Annotated in this window: 21 protein-coding genes; 19 read left to right on the top strand and 2 right to left on the bottom strand. The window is 58.7% G+C overall.

The genetic code is table 11. The features are described 5' to 3' along the window. Positions 1-59 precede the first annotated feature (59 nt). Positions 60-1,715, bottom strand: coding sequence for an adenine deaminase (ade, locus tag H4317_RS15870; protein WP_185887547.1), 1,656 nt, complete (start codon positions 1,713-1,715; stop codon positions 60-62). Between the two features lie 321 nt (positions 1,716-2,036). On the opposite strand from ade, the gene H4317_RS15865 reads away from it, so the two are divergent. The 6 genes from H4317_RS15865 to H4317_RS15840 all read left to right on the top strand — a co-directional run bounded on the left by H4317_RS15865 (position 2,037) and on the right by H4317_RS15840 (position 6,514). Further along, on the top strand, positions 2,037-2,729 hold the full coding sequence (locus tag H4317_RS15865; RefSeq protein ID WP_185887546.1) for a hypothetical protein: 693 nt from the start codon (positions 2,037-2,039) through the stop codon (positions 2,727-2,729). A gap of 10 nt (positions 2,730-2,739) precedes the next feature. Then, on the top strand, positions 2,740-3,141 hold the full coding sequence (locus H4317_RS15860; RefSeq protein ID WP_185887545.1) for a hypothetical protein: 402 nt from the start codon (positions 2,740-2,742) through the stop codon (positions 3,139-3,141). A 38-nt stretch (positions 3,142-3,179) separates the two neighbouring features. Next, the gene (gene cmk / locus H4317_RS15855; RefSeq protein WP_185887544.1) at positions 3,180-3,908 is read left to right on the top strand and encodes a (d)CMP kinase; all 729 of its coding nucleotides are present in this window, start codon (positions 3,180-3,182) and stop codon (positions 3,906-3,908) included. Positions 3,909-4,039: 131 nt separating this feature from the next. Then, positions 4,040-4,924, top strand: a complete 885-nt coding sequence (locus H4317_RS15850) for a 4-hydroxy-3-methylbut-2-enyl diphosphate reductase (RefSeq protein WP_185887543.1) — start codon at positions 4,040-4,042, stop codon at positions 4,922-4,924. A gap of 182 nt (positions 4,925-5,106) precedes the next feature. Beyond that, positions 5,107-5,655 (top strand): DUF502 domain-containing protein, encoded by a 549-nt coding sequence (locus tag H4317_RS15845; protein ID WP_185887542.1) that lies wholly within the window; start codon positions 5,107-5,109, stop codon positions 5,653-5,655. A 67-nt stretch (positions 5,656-5,722) separates the two neighbouring features. Next, entirely contained in the window at positions 5,723-6,514 is a 792-nt protein-coding gene (locus H4317_RS15840) for an alpha/beta fold hydrolase (protein WP_185887541.1), read from the top strand. 19 nt (positions 6,515-6,533) lie between these two features. Here the strand turns inward: H4317_RS15840 and H4317_RS15835 are convergent, their stop codons facing one another. Next, complete coding sequence (locus H4317_RS15835; protein ID WP_185887540.1) at positions 6,534-6,983, bottom strand: DoxX family protein; 450 nt, start codon at positions 6,981-6,983, stop codon at positions 6,534-6,536. Positions 6,984-7,275: 292 nt separating this feature from the next. On the opposite strand from H4317_RS15835, the gene H4317_RS15830 reads away from it, so the two are divergent. The 13 genes from H4317_RS15830 (at position 7,276) to H4317_RS15770 (ending at position 19,994) form a co-directional block, all read left to right on the top strand. After that, positions 7,276-7,563, top strand: a complete 288-nt coding sequence (locus tag H4317_RS15830; protein ID WP_185887539.1) for a 2TM domain-containing protein — start codon at positions 7,276-7,278, stop codon at positions 7,561-7,563. 126 nt (positions 7,564-7,689) lie between these two features. Further along, positions 7,690-8,817, top strand: a complete 1,128-nt coding sequence (locus H4317_RS15825; RefSeq protein WP_185887538.1) for a PQQ-dependent sugar dehydrogenase — start codon at positions 7,690-7,692, stop codon at positions 8,815-8,817. A gap of 106 nt (positions 8,818-8,923) precedes the next feature. Further along, on the top strand, positions 8,924-9,400 hold the full coding sequence (locus H4317_RS15820) for an ATP-dependent zinc protease family protein (protein WP_185887537.1): 477 nt from the start codon (positions 8,924-8,926) through the stop codon (positions 9,398-9,400). A gap of 61 nt (positions 9,401-9,461) precedes the next feature. Then, positions 9,462-10,412: a 30S ribosomal protein S6--L-glutamate ligase gene (gene rimK / locus H4317_RS15815; protein WP_185887536.1), complete on the top strand. Its 951-nt coding sequence runs from the start codon at positions 9,462-9,464 to the stop codon at positions 10,410-10,412. A 250-nt stretch (positions 10,413-10,662) separates the two neighbouring features. Next, the gene (locus H4317_RS15810; RefSeq protein WP_185887535.1) at positions 10,663-11,739 is read left to right on the top strand and encodes a succinylglutamate desuccinylase/aspartoacylase family protein; all 1,077 of its coding nucleotides are present in this window, start codon (positions 10,663-10,665) and stop codon (positions 11,737-11,739) included. Between the two features lie 93 nt (positions 11,740-11,832). Further along, positions 11,833-12,504, top strand: coding sequence for an OmpH/Skp family outer membrane protein (locus H4317_RS15805; RefSeq protein WP_185887534.1), 672 nt, complete (start codon positions 11,833-11,835; stop codon positions 12,502-12,504). A 96-nt stretch (positions 12,505-12,600) separates the two neighbouring features. Next, a complete protein-coding gene (locus H4317_RS15800) occupies positions 12,601-13,221 on the top strand; it encodes an RNA polymerase sigma factor (RefSeq protein ID WP_260625702.1) in 621 nt (206 codons plus the stop codon). After that, the gene (locus tag H4317_RS15795) at positions 13,218-13,946 is read left to right on the top strand and encodes a hypothetical protein (protein WP_185887533.1); all 729 of its coding nucleotides are present in this window, start codon (positions 13,218-13,220) and stop codon (positions 13,944-13,946) included. Before H4317_RS15800 ends, H4317_RS15795 begins: the two co-directional genes overlap by 4 nt. Further along, positions 13,943-14,875 (top strand): hypothetical protein, encoded by a 933-nt coding sequence (locus H4317_RS15790; protein WP_185887532.1) that lies wholly within the window; start codon positions 13,943-13,945, stop codon positions 14,873-14,875. Before H4317_RS15795 ends, H4317_RS15790 begins: the two co-directional genes overlap by 4 nt. A 20-nt stretch (positions 14,876-14,895) precedes the next feature. Next, positions 14,896-15,669 carry a hypothetical protein gene (locus H4317_RS15785; protein WP_185887531.1) on the top strand — a complete coding sequence of 258 codons (774 nt, stop codon included), beginning with the start codon at positions 14,896-14,898 and terminating at the stop codon, positions 15,667-15,669. Between the two features lie 38 nt (positions 15,670-15,707). After that, on the top strand, positions 15,708-16,430 hold the full coding sequence (locus tag H4317_RS15780) for a hypothetical protein (protein WP_185887530.1): 723 nt from the start codon (positions 15,708-15,710) through the stop codon (positions 16,428-16,430). Positions 16,431-16,584: 154 nt separating this feature from the next. Continuing rightward, a complete protein-coding gene (locus H4317_RS15775; RefSeq protein ID WP_185887529.1) occupies positions 16,585-18,987 on the top strand; it encodes a TonB-dependent receptor in 2,403 nt (800 codons plus the stop codon). Between the two features lie 20 nt (positions 18,988-19,007). Then, positions 19,008-19,994 carry a DUF4249 family protein gene (locus H4317_RS15770; protein WP_185887528.1) on the top strand — a complete coding sequence of 329 codons (987 nt, stop codon included), beginning with the start codon at positions 19,008-19,010 and terminating at the stop codon, positions 19,992-19,994. Positions 19,995-20,120: the final 126 nt, after the last annotated feature.

Below are 20,120 nucleotides of genomic sequence, written 5' to 3'. Positions count from 1 at the left end.
CACTAAAAATGCCCACCGGTCTGACCAGTGGGCATTTTCTTTTGCTAGGAGGTAGGCAGCTAGACTACGGCTTCCACAAACCGGAACGACTCCCCATCGAATAGGCCTTTGTCGCTGAGCTTGAGGCTAGGAATAACCAGCAGCGCCATAAACGAAAGCGTCATGAAGGGTGCGCCCAGCGGCGAGCCTAGCCGCCTCGACAATGCGTCAATAGCGGCATAGTCGGCGGCTACGCGGTAGCCGTCCTGCCCCGACATAAGGCCAGCAACAGGCAGGGGCAGAAGCAACTCCTCGCCATTGGCACCCACCGCTGCCAAGCCACCTTTCGCCTCCATCACCAGGTTCACGGCCCGGGCTATGCTTTCATCATCGCAGCCAACGGCCGTGATGTTATGCGAGTCGTGGCCGACGCTGCTGGCCAGGGCGCCCCGCTTCAAGCCGAATCCTTTGATGAACGCCACCGCTGGTGGGGCCGCATGGTATCGGTTTACCACAGTCAGCTTGAGTATATCCTGTGCCACATCAGGCATCACCAGGCCACCCTCAACGCGGGCTGGTACATCATGGCGGGCCGTAATAAGCTGCCCATCGAAGCATTCAATCACCCGGATAACCGACTCGCTGGCAGTGGGAGCTGGCAATCGGAAATCAGCCGGCGCCACCGTGTGGGCATGAAAGTTATTGACCTCGCGGCCGGGCGCCGATGGAATGCGGGTCTGGCCGTTTTCGGCCACCAGTTCACCGTTCAGATACGTCTGTTGCACCCGGAAATCGGTGAGGTTATTCACCACGATAAAGTCAGCAGGGTCATTCTCGCGAAGGAGCCCAACGGGCAGGCGGTAATGCTCTGCGGGGTTGCGGCAGGCAACACGCAATACGTTCAGCACATCGTGGCCCAACGCCACTGCCCGCTGTACCAGCTGGTTTATGTGCCCTAGCACCAGCGTGTCGGGGTGCTTGTCGTCGGAGCAAAACATCAGGTGTTCGTAATGCTCGGGTAGCAGCTCAATTAGGGCATCGAAGTTGCGGGCCGCTGAGCCTTCCCGAATCAGAATCTTCATGCCCACGGCCAGCTTGTCGAGGGCTTCTTCGGCCGTAAAGCATTCGTGGTCGGTGCTGATGCCGGCCTCGGCGTAGCACTTGGCATCGGTGCCGCGCAGGCCGGGGGCGTGGCCATCCACGGGCCGGCCGTACTGCTGCGCCAGCCGGATTTTCTCCATCACTAATTCGTCGCGGTGCAGCACACCGGGCCAGTTCATCATCTCCGCCAGATAGCCGATTTCGGGATTCTGGAACAACTGCTCGATATCGGCAGCAGTTATTTCGGCCCCGGCCGTTTCAAATGGCGTGGCTGGTACGCACGACGGTGCTCCAAAACAGAACTTGAACGGTACCTGTCGGCCGCTTTCGAGCATGAACTCCACCCCCTCAACGCCCAGCACATTCCCAATTTCGTGCGGGTCGGAAACGGTAGCAACGGTCCCATGCACCACGGCCAGCCGGGCAAACTCGGCGGGCACTAGCAGCGAGCTTTCTACGTGCACGTGCGCATCCACAAAACCCGGCAGCGCATACGGCAGAGTCGGGTCGGGAGTAGTAGAGCCGGTAGGGGTTATGGCGGCAATCCGGCCATCGGCCACCTGTAGGATTGCAGGGGTAATGGTATTGGCAAACAGGTCGATGACGTTGGCTGTGAGCTGAAAACCGACGGGCATATAGCAGGAGGTAAGCGAGGGGAAAGTTGAGGTTAGGCCACGGCCAACGGGTAAAGAACCGTATATTTGCCGAAAATCTGTGCCGGTGAGAAAGATTGTGACTTTGCTGATGGCCACCCTGATTTTGGGTTCGGGCCTTGCTGCTACGGGCTGCGCCAGTCGTACGCCTCAGCAGAAAAAAACCTCGGCCATGAAGCGCAAAGCTAAGTTTGGCAAAATGCCCTGTCCCTGTGATAGTCATTAGCTACTGGCCGACTGCTCTGCCACCGGCTGTTGGGCTGCTGCCAGCATGCAACGTCAATTCTCTCTAATCCCGGATCAGTGAAATTCTACCTGTCGTACAGCGTTGTGCTGTTTCTGCTGCTGAGCTTACGCCCTTCCGGAGCGCAGGCGCAGCGTCGGGCTGCCGCGTTTCCGGCTCCTGTGCCTGCCCCAGCCGCCGACCCTACGCTTCGGCGAGGCTCCGGCCATGCCGGCAGCTACCAGGCTTTGGATGGGCAGTGGCATACAGTGCGGATTGACGGATGGGAAAACGACCGGGTCTATCTGCGTAACGAAGGAGGCGTATTCACCGCCTACTCGCCGACAGATCTGAAGCGGTTTGTGTACTTGGGTGATACGGTGGTGGCGGCTCACGCGGTAGCCGTGCCGCGCCGCCGCTTTCTGCGCCGCCCTCAGCCCCGCTTGATACCCGCCGCCTTTGCGCGCCAGCTCTACCGGGGTGGGGGCTTCCAATTGCTTAGCTACGACCCTGCCCGCCCGGCCACCATCACCACAGCGCTTTCCAGCAGTATGTTGCTGCGCCGTGGCCATGAGCCATGGCAGGTGCTGCCAACAAATACGGTTAAGTTTAACCAACTTATGCTTACACTGCTTGGCACCGACCCAGAGCTGGCGCCCGGCCTTCAAGCCAGACAATACCACCTCCGGCGCGACGCTGCGCCGCTCTTGGAACGCTACGCCGACTGGCAGCTGCGCCGGTTTCTACAATCAGCTGCTCAGTCAGGACACTAACTTTTTGCCTATGTCTTCACCCGCCGAATCCCCTGTTGCCTCCTTGCTTGCCGCCGCCGAAGCAGTGCGCCAGCAATTACAGGTAAATGCGTATGACGCTGCTGCCGTGCAACGGCTCGATGAATTTATAGAAGCCCAGCGGCCCGGCATCAAGCCTGCCGACCGGGAAGGCATCGTGACGGCGCTGGGGTGTTTTCTGGGGCAATGCTTGGTAAGCACCTACGGCGGCACTTGGGCCCAGGGCCCGGATGGCACAACCGGCGTGGGTATCCAGCAAAACAGCTTTTTCAATCCTTTCTACCGCATTGCACAGCAACTTGATAAAGGCCAGCCTGAGTCGGTAGCGGCGTTTTTTGCGAGCATACCCGAACGACTGGCTGCCGCGCCACGTCGCAAAAACTGGATTTCGTGAGTTCACCCAGCAGCCACTCTGTGCCGAGAGAATCAGCCATGAAAAAAATCGTCATTGCCATCGATGGCTACTCTTCCTGCGGCAAAAGCACCACAGCCAAGGCGGTGGCTGCGGAGTTGGGCTATGCCTACATCGATACCGGGGCCATGTACCGGGCCGTGACGCTCTACCTGCTGGAGCACAGCATAGCCTTCGATAATCTGCCGCAGATTGAGCAGGCCCTGCACGAAATGCACATCAGCTTCAAGCGCAACCGCAAAACCGGCCGCAACGAGCTATGCCTGGATGGACAAATTCGGGAAGACGAAATCCGGCAGATGCGGATTTCCAACTTGGTGAGTGAAGTGTCCAGCATTCCGGCTGTGCGCCATGCCATGGTGGCGCAGCAGCAGCGCATGGGCCGCAAGCGGGGTGTGGTGATGGACGGCCGCGACATCGGAACCACTGTGTTTCCGGATGCCGAGGTAAAGGTGTTCATGACGGCTGAAGTAGTGACCCGTGCCGAGCGTCGCCAAGAAGAGCTGGCCATAAAAGGCGAGCAGGTGGCGGTGGAGGAAATTGTGGAAAACCTGCGCAAACGCGACCACCTCGACTCGACCCGCACCGAAAGCCCTCTGCGCCGCGCCACCGATGCTGTGCTGCTCGACACAACCCACATGATGATCGACGAGCAGGTTGATTTTGTGCTGGAGCGAGTGTCGGCGACGCTGTTTGCGCTGGCGGCCGGAGCCAGCACCGAACGGAATGGCGGCGAAGTGGTTGTATAACAGGAGGAAATAGTTGCTGGCGTCCGGTGGCAAGGCAGTATCGGGCATCAGAATTGCATAGTCGTTCTGCTGCCTCCGCTTTTCCACCTACTCCACCCTCCACCTACTTCGTACGCTGCACCCCAAGGGCTATGAACGTTACCATTGATAAAAATTCCGGCTACTGCTTCGGCGTTGAGTTTGCCATTCAGATGGCTGAGGACGAATTGGCCCACGATGAAACCCTGTACTGCCTCGGCGACATTGTGCACAACCGCATGGAAGTGGAGCGCCTGCACGGCAAGGGCCTCCGCATTATTGACCGGGAGCAACTCGAAAATCTCCACAACTGCAAAGTGCTGATCAGGGCGCATGGTGAGCCGCCGGAAACCTATCAGCTGGCTTTGCGCAACAACATTGAGCTGATTGACGCTTCCTGCCCGGTGGTGCTTAAGCTCCAGAACCGAGTCAAGCACGCCTTTGATGCCAGCCAGCGCCATAATGGCCAGATCGTGATATACGGGCAGCCGGGCCATGCCGAAGTGGCCGGCCTCACGGGCCAGACCGGCAACCGCGCCATCATCATCATGACCGAAGCCGACCTCGACCAAGTAGACTTCGCGCGGCCCGTTACGCTCTTCAGCCAGACCACCAAAAGCACAGCCGGCTTCTACCACATGAAAGCCGTAATGGAGGAGCGGATTCAGGCGGCTGGCGGATCATTGGAATCATTTGATGCCAATGACAGCATCTGCCGGCAGGTCAGCAACCGGGAGCCCGCCCTGGCGAAATTTGCCGTGGAGCACGATGTAATTGTGTTCGTGAGCGGACGAAAGAGCTCCAACGGCAAGGCCCTGTTTTCGGTGGTGAACAAAACCAACCCGCGCAGCTACTTTGTAGAAAACGAGCAGGAACTGGACGAAGCATGGTTTCATGATGCCCAATCGGTGGGAATTTGCGGCGCTACCAGCACCCCCATGTGGCTCATGCAACGCGTAAAAGAGCGGATAGAAGAAGTAGCCGAGCACGTAGTGTAAGCCTCCCCGAACTATACCAACCTGTAATAAGCTTGCCTGCGCTTTCTTCCTTAATAGGAATAGCGCAGGGAAGTCTTTTTTTGAGTGTCGAGCAACTATTGGTATAGCCACGCTTTAGCAGTTCATGCCTGATTTTTCTATCTAGGCCAGGGCAAGGCGCCGCCGTATAGTACATTCGCGGCATGCGTAAACTGTTCAATTACTTTCTCAACGGGTTTCTTATCGTGGCGCCCATTGGCCTCACGATATATATTCTGTACGCCGTATTTCATTGGCTCGATAACCTGTTTCCTAACTACGGCGTGCCGGGCCTGGGGCTGGTAGTTGCCGTTTTCCTGGTCACGATAGTAGGGTTCGTAGCCAAGTCGTTTATGGTGCGGCCCTTCCTGGTTATTGCCGAGCGGCTGCTGCACCGCACACCCCTGGTCAGCATCATCTATTCCAGCCTCAAAGACCTGTTCGATGCCTTCGTCGGCGACAACCAGAAGTTCAATTGCCCGGTGCTGGTGCGCCTCAATGGCCAGGACAACGTCTACAAAATGGGATTCATAACGCAGGATAATCTAGCCGCCCTGCAACGCGAAGACCTAGTGGCAGTATATTTTCCGCATTCCTACAACTTCTCCGGCGAGCTGGTGCTGGTGCAACCCGCTGCCATATCCTATTTGGAGCTGCCCAGCAGCGAGGTCATGAAGTTTATCGTGTCGGGCGGCGTGTCGCGGATAGGGTAGAGGGAGCAGAAGGGTATGGGTGCAAAACCAATAGGGCGCCACGCACGCAGAATCTAAGTCTTATAGTATGCCAAGCCGCTTGCACTACCACGTATATGGCACCGGGCCGCGCGTGGTGCTGGCTTTTCATGGCTACGGGCAGAGCCAGGCACACTGGCGCGCGGTACTAGACGCGTTAGGTGATGGGCTGACCGTGTATGCCTTCGACCTGTTTTACCACGGCCGCAGCCACCTGCTCAAAGCTGATGCTCCACTCCGCAAACAGCGGCTGGCCGAAATGCTACATGACTTTCTGCAGCAGGAAGGCATCCACGAATTCAGTCTGCTGGCCTTCAGCATGGGCGCCAAATTTGCGCTGACAGCCGCCGAGCAGTTTCCGGAGCAGGTAAAGAACATCTGGCTGATTGCGCCCGACGGTTTGCAACGGCAGTTCTGGTATGCCCTGGCTACCTATCCGCCCTGGATGCGCGGGGTGCTGGGCCGGGCCGTGCTGAAACCCGAGAATCTGCTGCGGTTTCTGGGGCGGCTGGAAAAGCACCGGGTGGTGCCGTCTCGCCTCGTGCGCTTCGCCGAATGGCAGCTGGATAGCCGCGAAAAGCGCCTGCGCGTGTACCGCAGCTGGGTTGGTTTTCGGCAGCTCACCTTCGATTTGGGCCAGCTGGCCGCCGTGCTCAACCGCCGCCCTATACCCGTCACGTTTTTCTTGGGCCGCCACGATGTAGTGATTCCCCATGCTGGCTTGCAGCGTTTCACGAAGGCTTTGCGTGCCGGCCGCACTCTGCTGTTGGAGGCTGGGCACGGTGGCCTGCTGCACAACGTAGCTGCCTATCTGCGCCAGCATCCAGAGGTGCGGCTCTAGCAAGCCCGTAAGGCTAACACTATTGTTTCTGACCCCGGAAAATCTTGTTGTCTACCGAAAACCGGCCTGGGCCCACCACCATATAAAACAGAAGCAGCCCCAGCACCACCATGGAAACCCAAAGCTCCCGGTTTTCCAGCCCGAACCCGTTTTGAGGGTTTACGATGAGCACGGCTCCCAGCAGGATAGGAATCTGGCAGAGTAGTGCAAACCGGGTCAGGGCCCCGGCGGCTATCATGAGCCCGCCGACAATGTGGAAGATGCTGAAAAAGAGGGTTGCCTTTTTGAGTTCCGCGAAGTTCTGCTGCTGGCTCAGCAGGTAAAAAACGTCACTGGTGTGGTCTAGGAAGGCAACGCCTTTCACAAATAAAACCAAGCCCAGCAGGATACGGAGCACATCCATCCAAACCGGATTGGAGGAGCTATTGCGGCGGTGCCCAGCCAAAGGCAACTGATTGGAGAGTTCCATGTCCTGTTTGTAGAAGTGTAGATCCAGTCCTGACTGAATTTACAAAATCCGCCGCACATGGTACTGCCATAGCGAAGCCGCCGGGCCTTGCAGCTCCTACATAGACACTACTGAGTCATGTGTAGGGGAAACAGGAAGAACACCAGCACGAACCTACCGGAACGCACTACAGTCCGGATGCGTTTTTTGCGGGTTCAACCGGCAAAGTTGCCGCTTGGGAAATATTCAGTTGTGTATATTTAAGGAGCCGGCTAGGTTTGATTATTCATCCACCAAAACTCCTTCTTTCTCCATGGAAACCACCGAACGTGACCCGCAGCTGTGGCGTATGGCAAAAGACCGCGCCAAATTTAAATCACACCTGTTCACCTACCTCACGGTGAATGCCCTGCTGTGGGCCATCTGGGCCCTAACGGGGCGAGAGTCGTACCCGATTCCGTGGCCGGTGTGGTCTACCGTGTTCTGGGGGTTTGGCGTGCTGATGAACGGTATCGGCGTGTATGGCGGCTTCGGCCGGGCCCAGCTCTCGGAGCGTGAGTATGAGCGGCTTCAGCGCCAGCAGCGCGAAGGGCGAATATAAAGCACAGCCAGGGAGGGCCACCGGAGCCGCAGGGAGCGAAGCACATAGCTGCTGCCCTGGGGCTCCGGTGGCCTTGTGCATACATCCCGGCAACCTTCGGGAGCTATCTGCGGTTTGACGCAGTATATGACGACGCGCCACTTCCTTCCCATACTGCTGCTGGCCCCGCTGTTGCTAGCAGCTTTTGTTCCTAGTCGCCCCACAGCCGCCCCCGATGCCAACCTGAGCAAGATTAAGCTACCCGCCGGCTTCACGATTAGCTACTTCGCACAAGGCGTAAAAAGTGCCCGTGAGTTGGCTGTTGGGCCCGATGGCACCGTGTACGTGGGCACCAAGGACGATAAAGTGTACGCCCTGCCTGACCGCAACAAGGACGGCCGTGCCGATGAAGTCGTGACGGTGGCTACGGGCTTGAATGCGCCCAACGGCGTGGCCGTGCGCAACGGGTCACTCTACGTGGCCGAAATCAACCGCATTCTGCGCTACGACAACATTGCCACGCGCCTCAAGCAAAAGCCCAAACCGGCTGTGGTATATGATAAGCTGCCTAATAAAGACTGGCATGGGTACCGCTACATTGCCTTTGGCCCCGATGGAAAGCTGTATGTGCCCGTGGGCGCACCCTGCAATTCCTGCCTGCCCGAAGAGCCCATCTATGGTACCATCAACCGCCTGAATGCCGATGGCACCGGGCTGGAAGTATTTGCACAAGGCGTGCGCAATACCGTTGGTTTTGACTGGAGCCCGCAGGATAAAGCGCTGTGGTTTACCGACAACGGCCGCGACATGCTTGGCGACAACCTGCCCGCCGATGAGCTGAACCGCGCCGCCAATGCCGGCTTGCACTTTGGGTTTCCGTACTTCTTTGCCGGCGACGTACCCGACCCGCAGCTTAGCAAAGGCCGCTCCGCCGATACCTATCAGAAGCCCGCCCGTAAGCTGGGGCCACACGTGGCGGCGCTGGGTATGAAATTCTACACCGGCAAGCAGTTTCCGGCCCAATACCGCAACCAGATTCTGATTCCGGAGCATGGCTCCTGGAACCGAAGCAGCAAAATCGGGTACCGCATTATGCTCGTGAAACTCGATGCCACGGGCAAGCAGGCAATTTCCTATGAGCCATTTGCCGAGGGCTGGCTGCAGGGCCAGAAGCCTTGGGGCCGCCCCGTATGCTTGCTGGTGCTGCCCGATGGCTCGCTGCTTGTTTCCGACGACCAGAACGATGCCGTATACCGCATCAGCTACAAAGGCTAAGCAAAAAGGCTGTGAGATGGTAAGTTAGCCGCACCTCGCGTAGTGACTACACCGCCGGCAGACCCGCATTTCACAATCTCACCATTTCGCCTTTACTTGTCCGCCGATGAAAAAGCAGCGCGTACCCAAGCGTATTGTAGGTCGGCGGGAGCTGGTAGACTTTCCGCAATTTCAGTTGTGGGGAGTAGAGGCCAAGGTGGATACCGGGGCCTACACCAGTGCCATCCATTGCTCCAATATTCATCTGGTAACGGATGCTGCGGGCCGCCAGCGCCTGCATGTGCAGCTGCTCGACCCCTCGCATCCGGACTTTGATGGCAAGCCCATGGAATTTGCTGAGTTCAGTCTGCGCGACATCAAAAGTTCCAACGGCGAAGTGCAGGAACGCTACGTTATCCGGGCTATCCTGCGGATATTTGGCGAAGATTTCGACACCGAGTTTTCACTCTCCGACCGTTCTGACATGAAATACCCGGTGCTGTTGGGGCGCTTGCTGTTGCGCCACGGCCGCTTTGTGGTAGACGTAACGCGGCGCAACGTATCTTCCAAAACCCAACTTGCCGCGGATTCTTCGCGGTCCTGATACGCGTAGCGTATTCTCTTGCAGACGCTTCTGCTCAACCCCACCTTCTCTATTCTCTCTGATGAAACTGGCGATTCTATCGCGCGAGCCGAAGCTGTATTCTACCACCCGCCTTGTGGAGGCCGCTACGTTGCGGGGCCACGAAGCTGTGGTTTTAGATCATTTACACTGTAATCTGGTGCTCGAAAAGGGCAAGCCGGGCATTCTGTACGAAGGCCGGACGCTGGAAGGCATCGACGCTATTATTCCCCGTATCGGGGCTTCCGTAACGTTTTATGGCTGCGCCGTAGTGCGTCAGTTTGAAATGATGAAAGTGCGCACGGCCGTAGAAAGCCAAGCCATTGTGCGCAGCCGCGACAAACTCCGCTCCATGCAGATTCTGTCCCGGGCCGGAGTGGGCATGCCCAAAACGGCCTTCACCAACTATTCCGACGAGGTGCCAGCCATGATTGAGCAGGTGGGCGGTGCGCCGGTCATCATCAAGCTGTTGGAAGGCACACAGGGCCTGGGCGTGGTGCTGGCCGAGTCGGCAAAAGCGGCGCAGTCGGTGATTGAAGCCTTTCATAACCTGAAGGCGCGCATCATTGTGCAGGAATTCATTGCCGAAAGCAAAGGCGCCGATTTACGGGCTTTTGTGGTGAACGGCGAAGTAGTAGGCGCCATGAAGCGGCAGGGTAAGGAAGGTGAGTTTCGCTCCAACCTGCACCGCGGCGGCTCCGGCACCCTTGTAAAACTGACCCGCGCCGAAAAAGCGGCAGCCCTGCTGGCGGCTAAGGCGCTGGGCCTGGGCATTGCGGGAGTGGATATGCTGCAGAGCAAGCGTGGCCCGCTGGTGCTGGAAGTGAATTCGTCGCCGGGGCTGGAGGGCATCGAAAAAGCCACAGGCCTTGACATTGCCGGCCGAATCATCGAATACACAGCGGATATAGCGCAACGGAAAAAGTCCAAAGCCGGTACCAAAACCCGCCTGGCAGAGTCGATGCCCGACAACCAATCGGACGTGCCGTTGTAGTTGAGCTTTCGCGCAAAAAAAGATTACCGGAATGCTACCTGTGCAAATTCCGCTGGTTTTTATATCTTCCGTTGCCGCAACCTCTGGCAGTAAGCGCTACACTGAGAGCGAGTCATTGGTAGAGCTAGGATGGGTAAGCTGAGCAGTGTCTGAATCTCCAGCTTTAGACATTGCAACGGCCTTTCCATGCGGCACTACCCTGAGTTCGTTCTACAAAGCACGGGGCTGGAGCTTCGCGCTACATCCGCCGATGGATTTGACTGCTACTGCCGCGTCTGCTGATATTTGCCTCAACGGCCTCACCATTAAGCCGGGGGAGCGAATTCTGACGCGGCTGGTGATTTCGCGGCTGCCCTCGGGCACAGTCATCGATATTCCGGTGTACGTGTTTCGCTCTGCTGTGCCCGGCCCCACGGTGCTGCTGATGGCCGGCATGCACGGCGACGAGGTGAATGGCATCGAAATCATCCGGCGCCTGATCCGGCGCGACTTGTTGCGGCCCTTGAAAGGCACCATCATTGCCATTCCTATCCTCAACATCTACGGGTTTCTGAATTTCTCGCGTGATGTGCCCGATGGCAAGGATGTGAACCGAAGCTTTCCTGGCAACCCCCGTGGCTCGCTGGCCAGCCGCGTAGCGCACCGCTTCATGCGCGAAATCATGCCGTTGATTGATTACGGCATCGATTTTCATACGGGCGGCGCAGCGCGCTCCAACATGCCCCAGATTCGGTGCCTGCTGCACGAAGACCCCGAAACGGATGCGTTGGCCGCCGCCTTTGCTGCCCCTTTTACGCTGCACGCCGCGCTACGCCCAGGCTCCCTACGCGAAACAGCCATGCAGCAGGGGCGGCGCATCATTGTGTATGAAACCGGCGAGTCGCTGCGGCTCGACGAACCGGGCATTGACCTGGGTATTGCGGGCACGTTTCGGGTGCTGCATCATCTGGGGATGGTAGCTGAGGCCTCCCGGCCAGAGCATCCGGGCATTGTGTGCCTGCGGCATACATGGCTGCGGGCCAAATTCGCGGGGCTGTTCCGGAGCCTGGTGCGCAACGGCGACTATATTGAGAAAGGGCAGGTGTACGGCTCCGTGGCCGACCCCTACGGCGAAACGGCCGTGCGGCTGGAAGCTCCGGTAGCGGGCTATGTAATCGGGCTCAACCATATGCCTGTGGTAAACCAAGGCGATGCGCTGGTGCACGTAGGCCGCACCGATGCGGCCCCCAGTCGTGTGGACTTGGCGCCGCCCTACGAAGAAAAGCCCATGAAGCCGCTGGAGCACGACCCCGACGACCCCGAAGACGACGAGCCGGAAGCGCCTTGAGTCAGGTAGTCAATTTAATCCGAAGACCTTCGTTTCTTTGGGGAGCCGTTTGCCGGTGGCAGGCGGCTTCTTTGTTTTTCTCTTATTCCCCGAATGAAAAATTCTCTCCAACTGGCCATCAATGCCGTGCTGGTCATTGCCGTGGCTGTGCTGTTCTATTTGCATTTCGCCAACAAGCCCGCAACGGCTCCTATCCGCAAAGCTCCGGCAGTAGTTGCAACCACTGATTCCAGCGGCGCCGTGACAGAAACCACCGTGGAGCCGGAAGAAACGGATGCGCCGACCACTGCCACCGCCGATACCGACAAGGTAGCCTACGTGGAGTCGGGCAAGTTGCTGGACGGCTATAAAGGCATGCAGGATGCCCGCAAGAGCTTCGAGGCGAAAGCCAGAGGCTGGGAAGCCCAGAACCAAAAGCTGGTACAAAGCTTCCAGACAGCCGTGCAGCAGTATCAGAAGCAGGGCGAAAGCATGACCGCCGAGCAGCGCGCCGCCACCGAGCAGAAACTGGGGGCTCAGCAGCAGCAGGTAGCGCAAAGCCAGCAGAAACTGCAGCAACAAGCGCAGCAGGAAGAAGCCAAGATGACAGAAAACGTACTCGGCCGCCTCAACAAGCAGATTGAGAAGTACGGCAAAGCCAACGGCTACCGCCTGATTCTGATTGCGGCTCCCAGCGGCACCATTGCCTACGGCCGCAAAGACCTCGACATCACGCCACAGGTGCTCAAATACCTAAATGCCGAATACGCCGGCAGCAAGAAATAATCTGAGCCATAACGGACTCAGCCAACGCCTGCTCTTCCTCAAGGGCAGGCGTTTTTGCGCTTAGTAAGAAGGTCTTTAGGCTGTTAGGACCATTTTTTGGAAAAAGTTTTCCGTCCGGCCAACCTTTTCCGGCGCATCTGGCACTTTCCGCCAACTCCCTCTTCCGTGACCGTGCTGCCTGCCTTTACTCCTTCCGACGACGAACAGCTATTGCTGGCTGGCTGCCTGGCGCAGGATCGGGCGGCGCAGTACCAACTCTACCAACGCTATAAAGCCGCCATGTTCTCCTGTGCCCTTCGCATCCTCAACGACCGGGACCTAGCGCAGGATGCCTTGCAGGAAGGCTTTGTAGATGTATTTCGCAACCTGGGCGGTTTTCGGCAACAGTCCACCCTGGGCGCCTGGATTAAAGCCATTGTGGTGCGGCGTGCTTTGCGGGTGCTGCGCCAGGAGCAGCGCATGGAAATCTATAACGAGGCCCGCCACCCGGAGCCCACCGTCGCCTGGCACGACAGCCTGACGGGCGAAGCCCTGGAAAAAGCCATTGGTGAACTGCCGGCTGGTTACCGGGCCGTGTTCTGCCTGATTGAAGTGGAAGGCTACTTGCACCGCGAAGTAGCCGAGTTGCTGAACATCACGGAAGGCACCAGCAAGTCGCAGCTGTTTCACGCCAAAAAGCTGCTGCAAGTGAAACTGCATCATTTATACCACGCATGAGCCAGACCCCTGACACACCCGAAACCGGGCGGGAGCACCTGCGGCGGGCCCTGCATCACCTGCCTACCCACGAACCAGAAGCTGCTACTTGGCCGCGGATTCTGGCGCAGCTTACGGCCGAAGAAGCTGTAGCCCGCACCTTGCCGCACCTGCCCACCCACGAGCCCGACGATGCCCTTTGGAATGCCATAGCAGCTCGCTTGGATGTGCCAGAAGAAATACCAGTATTCCGGACCCCGGACCCTTCGCCGCAGATAAAGCCCTTGTGGCCGGCCGCCACGCTGCGGTGGGTGAGCGGGGTAGCAGCAGCGGTTTTGCTGCTACTGGCTGCATGGCTGTTGCGCCCGGCCTACGCTCCCAAGGGGCTGCCTGACACGGTGGCTACCACCGAAGCTGCTACCACCCCGCGCGAAACCATTGCTTACAGCGAAGAAGTGGTAACGGCCCCTGCTGGTAGCCCTACAGCACCGCTGGCCTTCGACCCCCTAGGCGAACAGGGCGTAGCTTTTATTGATGCGCATTGCACCTCGCTGCCTACTGTGTGCCAGTCCGATGAGTTTCAGCAGTTGCGCACCCAGCTCACGGAGCTCGAAACTGAAGAGCAGAGCCTGCGCCAGGATGTGCGCCGGTTTGGCAGCACGCCGGAACTGGTGCAGCACCAAGTGCATATCACTACCCTGAAAGCTACCGTCACGCGGGAGCTGATTCAACTGCTTATCTCATGAAAAATATACTGTTGATGCTGCATCGGATGCGCCTGTACGGTGGTCTGGCTGTGCTTCTGGCGAGCATGCCGGCAGCGCAGGCCCAAACCAAAGTACAGGTCGTGACGCGCACCATTGAGCAAACGCTGCCCTGCCCGGCCGGGGTGCTGGTGCGGGTGCGCGCCGAAAAAGCTACACTGCGAATACAGGGTTGGGACAAGCCTACAATGCGCGTGGTGCTGCGCCTGATAGCGCGCCATCCAGAGCGCGCCGTCGCTGAAAAAGAGCTAGCTGTAGCGCGGCATCTGATAGAAAAAAGTGGTGGCGTCATCGACTTGGTCAACTACTTTGCGCTGCCCCCTGGTGTAACAGCGGTACGCAGCGACCTACGCGCCGAATACACCGTGCAGATGCCGGCCGGTAATCCGCTGCAGGTCATCAATGCCTATGGCCAAACCTACCTGACGAATCTTTCAGGCAAGCAGAAGCTGGAGCAGGATTTCGGGCAGATAGTTCTGCAGGATATGGGCGGCAGCCTCAATGCTCTTATCCGCTACGCCGACCTCAACAGCACGAACACCAACTTCAGCTTTACCTGCGAGGCCGATAAGTCGGCGCTGAGCCTGGTGGGGGCGGGGGGCAGCTACAGCATCCGTAACCGGTACGGCAGTGTGCTGCTGGAGCCTACCGCCGAACTGAAAAGCGTGTTCATTGATGCGCAGCGCACGGAAGTGAAGATTGGAGTGCCGCAACTGGGCCTTTACCAATACAACCTGAGCACTGCCCACAGCACGCTTACGGTGCCGGCCAGCTACGCTGGTGGCGTGCGCAAAACCACCGGCCAGGAATCGTTGCGCATCAGCACGGCTGCGCGGCTGCCGCTTATCCGGGTCCTGACTTCCTACGCTCCAATTACGCTGCAGGCGCAGCCCTTACTCATTAAGCGCTAATTCCCTCCTCATTCTCTCACATGGACATCTTTTCTACCCTTCGCAATGCTTTGGCGCTGGCTGTGCTGCTGGTTGTGGCAGCGGGTCCGGCCCGGGCCCAAACGCCCGCCGATTCGTCGCGCATCAGCTACGGTGAGGAGACGCTGCCGGCGCCTCTGCCAACTCCCGAACCCGTTGCGAACAGCCGGCTAGGCGAGCAGTATAGCAAGCTGGTGCGGTTGCAGATAGAGGAAACGCAACTCTGGAAGCTGGGCCTGAACAATATAGGCGCTGTCTACCAGGGCATTGCTAATGGGCCCGATTCGCTGCTGAGCTCCCGCCTGGGCGTGCATTTAGCCTATGAGCGGAAGCTGACGCCAGTATGGTCGGTGCTGGGCGAGATGAGCCCGGACTTTCTGCGCTACCGCAGCCCCGAAACGCGCCAGCTCCGCAACGGCTTTGCCGTTCGTACCCAAGTGGCCGGCCGCTACTACTACAACCTAAACAAGCGGATCCGGAAGGGCAAAAGCGCCAGTAATTTCTCGGCCAATTACCTCTCATTGGCCCTGAGCAGCGGCTTCGGCCGGCATTCCCGCGAAACCCACTACACCACTTTCGCCCGCGACGGGCAGGCTGTGCGGCTAAGCCTGGCGGCCGTGTACGGGCTGCAGCGCCGCCTGGGCCGCTACGGCTTCGTCGATTTTAGTTTGGCCGTTCCTGTGGCCCTTACGCCTAATCCGGGCCGCCAGGATGCGGGTATGCTGGCCGTTGACATTTTTGCCAAACTGCGCATCGGCCTGGCCCTGGGGCGCTAGCCGCGTGGCGTGAGCCGTCCACACTTCCTCTGAACTCTATGAAACGTGTTTTCCTGCTTTTTGCGGCTGTGCTGGCACTTATGCCAGCTGCTCTTCGGGCGCAGCGTCTCGAAGCTATTGGCGTTGGGACCAGCTTCAATATCAGCCAGACCCGGGCCCGCGAATCCACTATCCAAGTCGATAAGTATCTATTCCGAGCCGATGATGATGGCTCGCGCCTTGATGATACCGGCAACCGCTACAGCGTATTTGCCCGCCTGAAGCTGGGTGCTGGTCGGGTGTTTGTGCAGCCGGAAGTAGCCTACACGTCGGTGCTGGGCAACCAGTCGAGCATCACGTATTTCGACAATCCACTTTCGCCCTATCCCAACAACGTCTACCTCTATCCACGCCTGCGGCGGGTTGAGGTGGCAGGCCTGGCCGGTGTACGAGTAGGACGGCGCCAGAAAACCTACCTGCTGGCTGGGCCAGTGCTGGCTCGCTATGTAGCAGCAGAAAGGCAGGGTGGCGCCACGGCTATTGAGGCGCTTCAAGCCAGTATTTATGGCAGCCAGCTGCCAACCCAAGTGCTGGGCCAGCTGGGTATCGGCTGGCAGCTGGGCCGCTTCGACCTGAACGCCCGCTACGAGCGTAGCCTGACGCCTTATTCACGCGAGTTCAGGTACCAAGGGCAAACCTACGCTTACCGGCAGCGTTCCGGCCAGGCCTTGTTCACGGCTGGGTTTCTGCTCTACGACCAGCACCGGCCGTGGCGAAAGTAGTGGGTTAACTACCAGAGTGTTTCGCTATCCAAAACGGGTCTGGCAACCTTTTGCGGCCTGCCGGAATCATTCGCATACCAAGGACGTAAAGCCGCCGTTTGGCGCTTACCTTTGACGGTTATACCCTTCAATAACACGCTATTCAAAAACCATTATGCACTTCTTTCTTCGCACAATTCTGGCTACTGGAATTGTGCTGGCCGCTGCCCCGGCCTATGCTCAGCAGACCGGCAAAATCACCATCAGCGGCTATGTGCGCGACGGTGCCACCGGCGAAAACCTGATTGGCGTAGCCGTTGTAAATCCCTCCACGGGCCAGGGTACTGCTACCAACACCTACGGCTTCTACTCGCTCACGCTGCCTGAGGCTACGGCCGCCGACTCTGTGCAGCTGCTGGTGAGCTACCTGGGCTACGAGCGCAGCCGCTGGGCCACACCCGCCACCCGCAGCGCCACCCACGACTTCCGGTTGCGCGCCGTAAGCAGCGAGTTGGGCGAAGTACAGGTTATCGGGAGCCAGGCCACCGAAGAGCGGATTGAGCGCACCACCCGCATGGGCACCATCAACGTGCCCATTGCCCAAATCAAGAGCCTCCCCAAGCTTTTCGGCGAAACCGACGTGCTGAAGGTGCTGCAACTACTGCCCGGCGTGCAGAGCGGCGGCGAAGGCCAGACGGGCCTCTACGTGCGCGGCGGCTCCCCCGACCAGAACCTCATTCTGCTCGATGGCACACCAGTGTACAACGCCTCGCACCTATTCGGCTTCTTTTCCGTCTTCAATGCCGATGCGCTGAATAATGTGGAGCTGATCAAGGGTGGCTTTCCGGCGCGGTATGGTGGGCGCCTGTCGTCGGTGCTGGACATTTCGATGAAGGAAGGCAACATGCAGGAGTTCCATGGCGAAGGTGCTATTGGCATTGTGGCTTCCAAAATCACGCTCGAAGGCCCCATTAAGAAAGATACTGCCTCGTTCATCGTCTCGGCCCGCCGCACCTACCTCGATATTCTGGCCCAGCCTTTCATTAAGGCGCAACTGGCCGCCGATGGCGGTAATGGCTCCATCGGCTACTTCTTCCACGACCTGAACGCCAAGCTGAACTGGAAAGTGAGCAGCCGCGACCGGCTTTACCTGAGCGCCTACACCGGCTACGACAAGTTCTACGCCCGCATCCGCGACAATGCCAGCCGGGGGAACGACTACAGCCGCAGTGAGGCAAATCTGGGCTGGGGCAACCTGACTTCGGCGCTGCGCTGGAACCGTGTGGTGAACAACCAGCTGTTCATGAATACGCACTTTACCTACAGCAAATACCAGTTCAATATCGGGCAGGAAGACGAGCAGCGCTACACCAACAACGGCCAGGACCGCACCGACAAATACTCGCTGCGTTACTTCTCCAACATCCGCGACTTCAGCCTCAAAACCGACTTCGACTACGTGCCTTCGCCCGACCACTACATCCGGTTTGGGGGCCAGTACACGCTGCATTCGTTCCGGCCGGGCGCGCTGCAGCAGAAGGACAATTTCACGAACGAGGAAAACCAGATAAACCTGGGCACCCGCACTATGGCCTCGGAAGCCTCGCTCTACGCCGAGGACGACTACCGGCTCACGGACCGGCTGAAAGTGAACGGCGGCCTGCGCCTGAATGCCTTTCTGGTGCGTGGCACGCTCTATCCGAGTGTAGAGCCGCGCGTGGCCGCCCGCTTCCTGCTGACCGAAGACTGGGCCCTGAAAGCTGCCTATGCCCGCACTACGCAGTACATTCACTTACTCACCAACAGCGGCATCGGCCTCCCGACAGACCTGTGGGTGCCCGCTACGCCCACCATCAAGCCGCAGCGTGCGCAACAGCTTAGCGTAGGGGCGGCCCGCACGGTCCGGTTCAAGGACGAAGACTACGAGTTGAGCTTCGAGAGCTACTACAAGCCCATGCAGAACCTCATCGAGTACCGGGAGGGCGCCAGCTTCCTGGGCACCGTGGACAGCGACTGGGAAAACAAAGTGACCAGCGGGAAGGGATGGGCCTACGGCGGCGAATTTTTCCTACAGAAGAAAACCGGCCGCACTACCGGCTGGATCGGCTACACCTTGGCCTGGAGCAAGCGCCGCTTCCCTGACCTCAATCAAGGCCGTATCTACCCTTATAAGTACGACCGGCGCCACGATATTTCGGTGGTGGCCATTCACAAGTTCAGCCCCACGCTCACGCTTTCCGGCACGTGGGTATATGGCACCGGCAACGCTACTACGTTGTCGCAGGGGCGGTTTCTGCTGGGGCCTTACCAGGAGTTTGAGGACTACGGGGAGCGGAATTCCTACCGCATGCGCGCCTACCACCGTTTCGACCTGGACCTGAGCAAAACCAAGAAAAAGAAGTGGGGTGAAGTGGTGAACAGCTTCAGCATCTACAACGTGTATAGCCGCCGCAACCCCTACTACCTCTACTTCCAGCGCGGCTACTCCTACAATGGCGTGGAAGAGGAAAAGGCTAGCTACAAGCAGATTTCGCTGTTTCCTATCATTCCTTCCTTCAGCAAGGCATTCAAGTTTTAAGCGGCAGCCCGATATACCCGATGAAAAAGCTTTTTCCGATTTCTGCGGTGGCGCTGCTGGCCCTGAGCGGCTGCGAAACGGTGGTAGACGTAGATACGCCGCCCCACACGCCGCGCTTGGCCCTGAGCTATACGCTCAGCAACCAACCCGCTACCCCCGATTACCGTGCCTTTTTTGAAGTCCGCGACCTGTTTGTGAGTGGCAGCCAGGGCGTGCTCGAAACCCGGCAGCTGGCCGGCCGCCAGGATGCTACCATACAGCTCTTCGATGAGAGCGGGCAGGTAGTAGAGCAGTTCCGCTCGAAAGCCCGCTCCGGCTCTTATGGCTATTATGGGCAGGATAGTTTGTACGGCTACTACGTGCCCACCCGCAACTTCGTAGGCGTGCCGGGCCGCACGTATACACTGCGCGCCTCTGCCTCTGGCCTCGAGCCGGTGGAAGCCACCCTGACCTTACCGGCCGTGCCGACTATCGAACGGGCCGAATTCGTGGTTGGTACTCCCACCTATGGCTATGGTGGCCGCCTCACCGTGTCGGTGGCTGATGCGGCCGCTTCTGCTGATTACTATCTGGCCTACGCCCGCGTGCTGGACCGCACCGGCCGCTACTGGGGCGAAGTCTACCCCGACTACAACGCCCCCGGCTCCGATGGCCCCGATATCAACCTGGGGCGGTTTCAGCTTTCCTCCGCCTACGGGCTCTATTCGCAATATCCGTTCAGCGACGTAGGCGGCAACGGGCAGCGCCTGAGCTTCAGCTCCGACGTGCTGCTGCAATACCGCGGCACCTACGACCCATATAATCCGGTTATTCCGGAACCTGCTTTCCTGGAGGTCATTGTCAGTGGTATCACGCCCGATACGTACCGTTTCTACCAGTCGCTGCTGCGCTACTACGACACCGACGGCAACCCCTTTGCTGAGCCGGCTCCACTGCATTCCAACGTACGCTCCGGCTATGGTCTGTTCGGGGGAACGACCGACGCCGTGTACCGGATTTCCCTCTAGGAATACACCAGTCGCAACATGTGTAAAAACCCCGGCTGGCCCAGTGCTGTCCGGGGTTTTAGCTTGGCTCTCAGAGGAGTGTGAGGTAGGATTCGCCGCGCATGATTAAACTTCAGGCTCTTTTCT

Source organism: Hymenobacter sediminicola (genome assembly GCF_014250515.1).
In the GTDB taxonomy this organism is placed as follows: domain Bacteria; phylum Bacteroidota; class Bacteroidia; order Cytophagales; family Hymenobacteraceae; genus Hymenobacter; species Hymenobacter sediminicola.
The sequence above is the reverse complement of the archived record's forward strand: the minus strand, read 5'-3'. Positions and strand labels throughout refer to the sequence as shown.